General features: G+C 75.1%; 5 protein-coding genes. 1 reads left to right on the forward strand and 4 read right to left on the reverse strand.

Annotated elements, in window-relative coordinates:
* Positions 1–59: 59 nt before the first annotated feature.
* Complete coding sequence (gene bla / locus ACIQAK_RS19515) at positions 60–1,055, forward strand: class A beta-lactamase (protein WP_366389028.1); 996 nt, start codon at positions 60–62, stop codon at positions 1,053–1,055.
* Here the strand turns inward: bla and ACIQAK_RS19520 are convergent.
* From ACIQAK_RS19520 to ACIQAK_RS19535, 4 genes are all read right to left on the reverse strand, one after another.
* Complete coding sequence (locus ACIQAK_RS19520) at positions 1,052–2,770, reverse strand: thiopeptide-type bacteriocin biosynthesis protein (protein ID WP_366389027.1); 1,719 nt, start codon at positions 2,768–2,770, stop codon at positions 1,052–1,054. The two genes, bla and ACIQAK_RS19520, sit on opposite strands and share 4 nt — an antisense overlap.
* A gap of 119 nt (positions 2,771–2,889) precedes the next feature.
* Positions 2,890–4,761 (reverse strand): TOMM precursor leader peptide-binding protein, encoded by a 1,872-nt coding sequence (locus tag ACIQAK_RS19525; protein WP_366389026.1) that lies wholly within the window; start codon positions 4,759–4,761, stop codon positions 2,890–2,892.
* A gap of 38 nt (positions 4,762–4,799) precedes the next feature.
* Entirely contained in the window at positions 4,800–9,632 is a 4,833-nt protein-coding gene (locus ACIQAK_RS19530; RefSeq protein ID WP_366389025.1) for a lantibiotic dehydratase, read from the reverse strand.
* Between the two features lie 141 nt (positions 9,633–9,773).
* Positions 9,774–9,965 carry a thiazolylpeptide-type bacteriocin gene (locus ACIQAK_RS19535; protein ID WP_366389024.1) on the reverse strand — a complete coding sequence of 64 codons (192 nt, stop codon included), beginning with the start codon at positions 9,963–9,965 and terminating at the stop codon, positions 9,774–9,776.
* Positions 9,966–10,119: the final 154 nt, after the last annotated feature.

Below are 10,119 nucleotides of genomic sequence, written 5' to 3' on the forward strand. Positions count from 1 at the left end.
CCGGGCCACGACCGGGCCCGTGCGCTCCACGATCACCGCCGAGAGAGAGGTCTTCAGCCATGCCCTCCCCTACCGCCGTGTCCCCCCGCACTCCCGCCGACGTCTCCCGCCGTTCCGCACTCGCCGCACTGGCCGGTGTCGCGCTGCTCCCGCTCACCGGTTGTTCGACGACCGGACCTGACACCGCCGCCGACGGGACGAGCGGGCCGAGCGGTTCAGGTCCCGGACCCTCGCCGTCGTCCTCGACCCTGCCCCGTACGGACCGCGCCTTCGCCGGTCTGGAGCGGAAGTTCGACGCCCGGCTGGGCGTGTACGCGGTCGACACCGGCGACGGGCGGACCATCTCCCACCGCCCCGACGAACGGTTCGCCTACGCCTCCACCTGCAAGGCCCTGCTCGCCGGCGCCGTACTGGCCAGGCAGAGCCTCCCGCAGCTGGAGCGCCTCATCCGCTACGGCGAGAAGGACCTCGTCAGCAACTCGCCCATCACCGAGCGGCACGTCGCCACCGGCATGACCCTGCGCGAGCTGTGCGACGCCACCGTCCGGTACAGCGACAACGCCGCTGCCAACCTCCTCTTCCGCGAACTGGGCGGCCCCCGCGGCCTACAGGACGCGCTGCGCGGAATCGGGGACCGCGTCACCCGGTGCGACCGCTACGAGGTCGCCCTCAGCGACGCGACCCCCGGCGACCTCCGCGACACCAGCACGCCCCGCGCCCTGGCCACGGATCTGCGTGCCTACACCCTCGGGCCCGTCCTCCCCGCAAAGAAGCGGGCCGTGCTCACCGACTGGCTCAAGCGCAACACCACCGGCGACCACACCATCCGCGCCGGCACGCCCCGCGGCTGGGAGGTCGGCGACAAGACCGGCACCGGCGGCTACGGGACCCGTAACGACATCGCCATCGTCTGGCCTCCGCGCGCCGCCCCGATCGCGATCGCCGTCCTCTCCCGCCGCGACGCCAAGAACGCCGAACGCGACGACGCCCTGATCGCCGGAGCCGCGAAGGTCGCCCTCGGCGCCTTCGCCCAGGGACTGCCGGACACCCCCTAGCGGCCCGGACCCGGCTCCGCCGGCGCGGGCACCGCCGGGTGGCGGCCGACCGGCAGCACGTACTGGAGCGGCTGGTCCAGGTCGTCGAGACCGAAGACCTCGTGCGCCAGATCGTCCCGGAACCCACCGAGCGGTGTGCTGCCCAGACCCAGCGCGGTGGCGGTCAGGAGGAGCGACTGCGCCAGGTGGCCCGCCTCCAGGAGCCCCAGCCGCAGCGCCCGCAGTCCGTACCGCTCCCTGAGCCGCCCCAGGTCGACGTACAGGCCCAGGACCACCGGGAGCGCGTCCGGCACGATGCCGCCGGGATCGTCGTCGGCGCGCGAAAGGTACGAGGACAGCGACCTGATGTCGTCCATGGCGGGTGCCGGGCCGACGTACCGCAGCGCCCGCCGCTCCGGCACGCACTGGTAGGTGCCCGGTGCCAGCCCCTGGACGTCCAGCGCGATCAGCCGGAGACCGGCGGTGTAGAGGGCGCCCGCGCTCGGATACGGCCGGTGGCGCACGAGCCGTTCGGCGCCGTCGGCGAACCGGTGCGCCGACTCGTGCCCCGACGCGTGCGCCCCCCACAGCAGTGTGCCGAGCGACGCCGCCTCCAGCGGACCCGTCAGCGTGCCCCGCCGGGAGACGCGGCCGTTCATCACCGTGTGCAGATCCGCGACCGGGAACGGACCCGCGGGAAGCGGAAGTTCGGAGCCGCGCGGGAAAGCGGGCACCGCGGTCGGACGAGCGGGTACGTCGCGGGGCGCCGAGTCCTGTTCCCGCCCGAAGTGGAACTTGCTGCGCTCCAGATACTGCCGGTCGGGGGAGGTGTGACCGTCCGGGAAGTACGAGACCGCCTCGCCCCGGTCCAGGAGCGAGCGCGCGGCCAGCCGGCACACCGCCCGCTCCTCGTCGGGGGCCAACCCCAGCCGGTTGAGGAGCATGTGCAGCTGGGAGGCCCATATCCGCAGCCGCGCCTCGGCAGGGGTGAGGGAGCCAAGGACCCGGTCGGCAGCGCGGACACCGTCGTACCAGTCGGTCAGCGTGCCGGGGGCCGCGCCCTTCTCCAGCGCCTGCCGCACGGCCAGCGCACGGTCCGCCAGAGCCTCGCGTTGCAGCGCGTAGACGCTGTTGACCTTCGCGTGGACGTGCTGGGGGCCGAGCAGCGGTACATCCTCGGCCCACCGCCAGCTCGCGGCGTGCCGCCGCAACCACTGTGCCGCCGCCAGCCGTTCCATGCCGCAGGCCAGAGCGGTGGCGTGCGCGAGATCGATGCCCAGCGCGAGCCGGGCGCTGCCGCGCGGAGTGTCGCACACGGCCCGCACCGCCACCCGGCTGGACACGACGAACACCTCTTCCGCCACCGGCAGGGCCCCGGGGCCCCCGTAGCGCCCGGTCTCCGGAACGTACGGCTCCACGCGGACCTCGGCGTGCTCCGCCTGCCCCCGTACCGAGGGACCGGGTACGGAATCGGCGACCGGTACCCGCTCGGCCGCCCGCGCGAGGGCAGCCGGCAGGGACGCGGCCCGCGCCCGCGACACGCCCCGCGTCCGGAGGCGCAGATGGTGCCCGCCCTCGTCGTAGCGGATGAAGAACCAGCCGGTCGCCTCGCCCCCGGCGACGAGTCCGTCGAGGAGCGGGGCCACCTCCCCGGTGAGGAAGGCGTCGACCTCCTCGGGGGCGGACCGGAGGAAGCAGTGGAGACTGAGCCAGGTGTCCTGGGGTCCGTTCGTCAAGGGGTGGCTTCCTGTTCTGGTTCCCGGGGTTCCGGTGCTCGCCCTGGTCGGCGGTCGGTGCTCGGTGGTCGGTGGTCGGCGGTCACAGGACGTTCGTACGGCGGGAAGGGCGAGGCACCTCACGGGAAGGGGTGCGGATGCAGGGCCAGTTCGTCATGGCGCGCCCGGTGCCGCGCGCGCCCCAGCCGGAACGGCACCTCCAGGAGCCGGTCGAGCCCGAGCGTGCGCCGGTTGACATGCCCGAACGTCATCGGCAGCGACCCCGGGACCACGACCTTCGCCGTGTGCAGACCGAGCCGGTCGCGTACGGCGGACTCGCTCAGCGGTACGGCGACCACCTCCAGGCCGAGGCCGGCCAGCCGGGTCACGGTCCGCTCCAGCAAGGCGGTGGCATCCGGCACGGGGGCCGTCGCCGACGCCTCGGGCCAGATGTCCTGCCAGGGGGCCGCCGGGCCGTGCGGGTCGAGGAAGTCCAGCCGGGAACGGGCCTCGGGAAGCGTGTTGACGGCCACATGGTCCGCGAGGGTCGTCACCAGCTCGGGTCGCTCCAGCATCGGCAGCAGCCGCCGCCGGTCGAACATCTCCGGTTCGGCCCGGTACCGGTGGACGGCGTTCACCACATTGGTCGCCACCTCGGCGACGGCGGAGCGGATCGCCGCATGCGGATGGTGATGGCTCCCGGCGGCGACGAACGCACCGGGAGCCGTCGCCGGTTCGCCCCGGTGCAGGGCGACCGCGATGACGGCGGGCACCTGGAAGTCGTTCGTCGCGTCGAACAGCGCCACCCGGTAGCCGGCGAGCGCCGCCCGGTCCACGAGATGCGCCACCTCCAGGTCCCCGGCCGGTACGGCGATCCGGCGCAGCGGGGTGCGCGCGTACCAGGCCATCAGGAAAGCGTCCCGCTCGGCGACCTCGAACAGCCCGTACAGCGCCGCCTCCGCCGGACTGTTGCCCAGCCCGCAGCCGTTGGAGCACTCGTACACCACCCGGGGCCGGCCCGGACTCGCGTCCCAGTAGGCCACGTGCTCGGGCACCGCCGTCGCACGGTCGCGGGTCAGGGACCAGCCGTGCACCCAGTCCAGTTCGAGGTCCGGTGTGTAGGGCACGGTCGCGGAAGCGGGGTGACCGTGGTGGACGGGGTCGGGCAGCCCGAGCCGCACCGGGTCCACCGCCCGTTCGGGGCCGAGCTCCGCGTAGGGGGCGCGCAGGACGGTCCGGTGGCCGGAGGGGCTCATCGACGCCAGGCGTTCGGCCGCCTCGAACAGGGCGACGCGTTCACTGCTCTCGAAGTCGCTGCTCCGCCCGTAGCCGCCATCGCGCACATGACGGCCGTACGTCACATACGCGCTGGTCAGGCTGTGCACGGACGCCTCGGTACGCAGAATCTGGTGGACCGGCCCGAACCGCTCGTCGAACAGCACCTCCCGCAGACCCGCCACGTCCGTACGTGCGTTGGGCTCACGCAGCGACTCCGGGTCGCCGGCCGGCCTCGGGACGCGGCGCGCGGCCGGACCGAAGGCCGCCTCGGCGACCTCGGCACCGTCGGGCGGCAGCGGCAGGCAGACCGCACACCCGCCCACGGGCTCGAAGCGGTGGGTCGACCAGGTGCCCCGGCCATGGTGGACGACATGGACGACCGCCCCGTCGCCGGCCCGGAGGGACGCGGCCAGCACACCGACGGCGTCGACGAACGCGGGGGAGGGCCGGCCCTCCAGCCGGAGCCCGGGGCTGTGCCACGGCACCCGGCCGCCGATCGTCGCCAGCCGCCGGTACTCGCCGCACGACAGACATCCCCGCGCACCGGGCCGCAGCACCGGCCCCACCACCGTCAGCGCCCCGTCCCCCCGGACGGGGACGAGCGTCACCGGATGGAGCAGCGCGTGCCGGGACAGCTCCTCCGCCGTCCCCAGGGTCCAGGCGTCGAGCACCACGACGGCGCTGCCCTCGGTGAGCCGCAGGGCGCCCGCCACATCCAGGACGGGTAGGGACATCTCATCGGCCGGCGCCTGCCGGAGCGGTTCCGCCGCGGTCACCGGAGCCCTCCCGTGGGGGTGGTGGGGTGCGTGCCGTGCTCGGGGCGGGCGGACAGGACCGCGAAGCCGCACTGCCGCAGCGCCGACCAGAGGGCGGGTACGTCGGCGGGTGCACCGGTCGGCGGCTCCCACGGCTGCGGGGACCACCCGGTCAGGTCGGTCAGGGCCTCCTGGAGGTCAGGTTCCCGGCCGCCCAGTTCCGCCAGCCACGAGGTCGTCCACCCCGCGTCCTCCCACGGCGTCGCCTCGTCGGACCGGGCGAGCGCGGCCGACGCACCGCTCGGTGTCACCAGGTGCCGGGCGTGCGGGGCGTCGGCGGCCATCTGGACCCGGACCACGGCGCAGAGCGCGGCGAAGGCCACGGCGTCGTCCGCCGTCGTCTCAACGGCCTTGCCGAGCACGTCAGATGGGCCGCCCGGCGTCGTACGCCCCCGAACCCGGGCACGGAACACGGCTCCGCCGCCCACATCGACGCGCGACACCGCCACGTCGGCGTCGACGTCGAGGCGGCGGGCCAGGACGGACCACCAGTGCAGCGCCTGCGGATGGCGTGCGGTCTCCGGGCTCCAGGGCACGGCGACGGGGCCGTTCGCGCCCCGGCGGCCCGGGTGCGCGCTCTGCCCCGCGCGTCCGTGTGCCGCCGTGTCCCGCCGGTCGGCTCGCACCACGGTACCGGTGCCCAGCCGGCTTGCCGCCCGCCGCAGTGCCCGCCCCCGCGCGTGCTCTGCGTTCGCCCCCACCACGAGGCCCATCCCGGCGCTTCCCAGGCGGAGTTCGGCCGCCCGGCACACCGCGTCCAGCCGCGCCAGGTCCGCCCGGGCGGAACCGGCCACCAGGACACCGTCGCCCACCGCGCAGCGGACCAGCGCCGCGGGCAGCTGGGGGAGCGCCCCGGGTTCCGGTTCGTCCAGCACCCCGGCCATGCGGTCCGTGAGCACCGGAACCCGGGCCAGGGCCTCGGCCGACGTACGTACGTCAGCACGGAGGCGGATCCGGTCGGCGTCCACGAGCAGGGGGCCCGGCCAGCTCCGGTACTCACCCCGCAACGGCTCCTGCTCCGCGACGAGCGCCGCCGGCAGCCCGGGAAGCAGCCGGGCATCGCCCGCCTCGGCCGACGGGTCGCGGAGCCCGGCCACCGCGCACACCAGCCGCTGGGCCGCCGATGCGACCAGGAGCGCGGACAGCCCCGGGTGCTCGCCGACCGTGCCGCGGACCTCCCACCGGCGCAACCTGCCCGCCAGCCCGTCCGCGTCGGCGCGCGCCTGCTCCGTACTGCCCACCGGGGTGACGAACCCGACGCCCCGGCGTACGCCGACGGCCACCGCCCTGTCCTCCGCGCCCCTCCCCGGTGCCTCGTCCGAGGAGCCGCGGGGCCCGGAGGCGATCAGCAGGATCCGCCCGTCCGGGAGGTCCGCCGCCTCCGCGACCTCCGCCGGTATCCCGGCACGGTCCAGCGCCCGCGCCGCGGCGCGGGCGAGCGGGCCGTCCCGGCGCGCGCCGAGGACTCGCGCCCGGCTGCGGGCGAGCGCGGCCGCCGCCACGGCGGGCCGGCCGGCGACCGCCCCGAGCCACGGTCCGGCCCGGTCCTCCACGTCCTCGCCGTAGCGCTCGACCAGGAGGTCGTGGTCGAGCAACTTGCCGATCACCGTGCGCAGGGCCGCCCGGAGCGGCGAACCCGGCGGAGCCGTCCGCGCCAGCTCCGCGCAGCCGTCCCCGCCCGACGCGAGGGCGGCGGCCAGGCGGCTCCACAGCACCGGCAGTCCGGGCCCGCCCTCCAGGGTGACGCTGGTGATCCGGCCCCGCAGGTGCACGCCGTGGTGGAGGAAGGTCACCGAGACCCCCGGCCGTAACCTCCACCGCCCCAGGGAGTCCAGCGCGTCCGGCGCGTCTCCGGCGGGCCGTCCGGCGCGATAGGTCTCCACCACCAGCTCCACCGCCGCACACCGCTCGCCCCGGGCGGGTGCGGGCAGCGCCTCCTCCAGGACCACCCCGTCCGGGTACCGGGCCAGCCACTTGCCCAGGCAGCGCAGATGCAGCGCGTCACCGAGATCGACGTACTGCGGCCTGGGCCGGTCGAGAGCGCGCAGCAGATCCTGCGCCACCCGCCCGCCGCGGGACGGTGGCGCGGCGTGCAGATAGAGCTGGTCGGGTACGCCGAGCAGCACCCGCCAGCGCGCCACCGTCCCCACCGGCACATCCCCCTCGGCCGTGAGCTCCGCGACCAGCGCGGCAACCGTGGAACCCGCCAGCTCCCACCGGCGCCGGCGCAGCACGAGATGGCGGTGGCGCAGGCGGGGGGTGCGTACGACATCCCCGCCGGGTGCGGCGGTGATGTGCCGGGGCACCAGGGCGCCGAAGTCGGTGATGCCGTGCGGGTGGTCCATCAGCAGGGGCGCGAGCCTCGGCTGGAGCAGGGGTGGGGCGAACACCCCCGCGTAGAGGACATCGAGCCACTCCCCGGTGGCCTTGACCCGGACGCGGACCTCATCACCGCTCAGGTCGTGGACGAGTTCGACATCGTCAGCGCCCAGGGAGGCGTACGATCGGTCCGGCCCGATCTCCTCGGGTACGAACAGGGGGTGCAGGTTGGCGTTGAAACCGCTCACCGGACGCACCTGGGCCACTCGGGAGCCGGGGCCGAGCGCGTCGGACACGGTGGCGGCCTGCTGCTTCGCGGCGCCGGGGTCCAGGGAGTCCAGGAACCTGCTGCTGAAGCGTCCCCACCCCCCGTACACATGGTTCACGCACAGCATCCCGCCGGGCGCCCGCTGGAGGAACCCGGTGTACGAGACCGGGCGCCGGGTCGCCCACGACGGCATCCGGGAGCCGAGTCCGGCCACCAGGCCGTCCGGCAGGACGACATCGTCATCGGGCCCGCCGCCGTCGTGCGCCCGGTGCACGGCCTCCACCAACTCGGCCCGGAGCGCGGCGAGGTGCCGGATACCGCCGGCGGCGGTGGACCGGTCGCCGTCCGTGCCGGGAGCGCCTCCTTGCGCGGCCCGCGCGGCCCGCTGCCACGCCTCGTTGGCGTCCGCTCCGAAGTCCCACACGTGCGGGCACACCCCGCCACGCCCGTACCGTGCGACGAAGCTGTCCCGCACCTGCCGCCGCACCTCCGGGCCGAGGTCGAACACCTCGGCCAGGGCGGCCAGTTCGCCGACCGCCCGATGGTCCGCGTCGTCGAGAAGGCCGTCCAGCCGCACCGGCTGCCGCATCACGACGTCCTCGCCGAGCACGGTGAGGCGGGCGAGGCCGGCACCCACCGGGCGGCCCACCTCGTCGAGGAGCGTCGCCCAGCGGTCCCGGAGGGTGGCCAGCAAGGCGGCGCGGCGGGCGGGTTCCGCCGCGCCGAACTCACCGGTGACGGCGGAGAGTTCGTCGATGCGGAGGGCCAGTTCGCCATCGTGCGGTGCGCCGGTCCCGCGCAGCCAGCGGGCCAGCCGGGGCAGGGGGTCGGGGTCCTGGGGGTCGAAGGGCTCCACCGGGACGAGCAGCCCCGCGTCGCAGACCTGCCGGATGAAGGCGGACGCGGCGTCGACCTGGCCCGGCTCCGTCTCCGGGGCCGCGCCCGACGCGAGCATCTCGGCCAGCGCGTCGAGCGTGACCGGAGGATCGCACAGCGCTGCGAGGCGCCGCAACGGCTCCGCCGCGCCGAGGGTGACCTCGTCGTCCTCCACCGCGAGGAAGCGGGCGGCGGTGAAGGCCGTGCGGGAGCGGGCGAAGGCGGCCCGCTCGTCGGAGAGGCGCAGGCTGCTGCACATGCGGTGCGGCAGGGTGGAGCGCCGGCGTGAGTCCGTGGCCAGTGCCGCGAACAGGGTGTCCACCAGCGTCCGGTTGGGGCGGACGACGGCCCGGGACGAGCCGAGCGGCAGGTCCACGCCGTTCCAGGAACCGGCGCCTGAGCCGATGCCGTTCCGGGAGCCCGCGCCTGAGCCAGTGCCGTTGCGGGAACCGGCGTCCAGGCCGGCGCTGTGACAGGAACCGGCGTCCAGGCCGGCGCTGTGACAGGAACCGGCGTCCAAGGCGGCGCCGTGACAGGAATCCGCGTCCAAGGCGGCGCCGTGACAGGAATCCGCGTCCAAGGCGGCGCCGTGACAGGAATCCGCGTTCAGGCCGGTGCCGTTGCGGGAATCCGCTCCCTGTTCCCCGCCCGACGGCGGCGGCAGCACACCCCAGCCGACGCCCGTGAAGGCCGACAACGGCGTCGTGCGGGCGACCGCCCGTGCCGCATGCCGCAGCACGCCTGCCTCCTCCTTCCGGGCCCGGCGGTCCGCCGGCCCCTGTCCGGCGCGCACCACCGCCCGCAGCAGGTCGGCGCTGGTGAACGACGCGGCGCGGAGGAACCAGGGGTCCCGGCACAATCCGGCGAGCACCGACCGCCCGGCGGCGAGAGCCGGGGCGGTCCCGGACCGGAGCGCGGTGAGCAACTCGTCCCTGCGCCCGCGTGCCCCGAGCCAGGCACGCAGTTCGGGCAGCCGATCGGGAAGGCCGTCCAGACGGCGGAGAAGGGCGGGCCGGGGGTCGCGCCCGTTGTGCACGGCACGGCGGAGCGGAAGCACCACGTCCCGGTGGAACTCCGCCGTGTGGTCCGCCCGGCTCGCGTACAGGGCGTCCCCCAGTACGGGGGCCAGCGCCGTGAGCCGCTGCTCCACCACCACCAGTTCGGCGAGCGCGGCGCGGAACGCGGCGGCGGGGCCCGGTTCGGCGGGCAGGCGCAGCAAGGTCGTGCGGACTAGCGCACCGGGGGCGACCCGGGGGAGCGGGGCGGCGCGCCCATCGGGAGCCGGCAGGGCGGCGGGCATCTGGAGTTCCGGTACGGGCGGATTCACATCGATCCAGTCGACTGGGCGTTGGACAGGGGCCCGGCACACGCCTCGCGCGTGCCGGGGGTCGCAGGCGGACGGGCCTCCGGCGGCACCGCGCCGCAGAAGCGGGCTGACAGTGCCGCCGGAAGCCTCAGGGTTCCCGTGTCACGCGGTGTCGAGCCGCAGTGGCGGCTGGACGCTGCAACCGCTGCAGCCCTGACAGGACGTGGAGGAGGACGAGGACAGCGAATAGGTGGACTCACCTATTCCCGCCGTGTCCCGCATCGCGGTGACGGTGATCTCTCCGAGCTCCAGCGAGCTGAACTCGAACGAGGTGGATATCTCTGGAAGTGACATGTGTTCTCCGGGAGTCGTGAGGGCGAGAACGGTGCTCCTGCGCACCGGTTCGGCAGCGTAGGTCGGAGCACGACTCCCGGAGCAGCGTTCCAATCAGCCAAGGGGGTGGTGGAGAAATGTCTCAAAGACGGATCTCCCTTGACTGGTGGGCAGT

It is taken from the genome of Streptomyces sp. NPDC088706 (genome assembly GCF_044752765.1).
GTDB lineage: Bacteria > Actinomycetota > Actinomycetes > Streptomycetales > Streptomycetaceae > Streptomyces.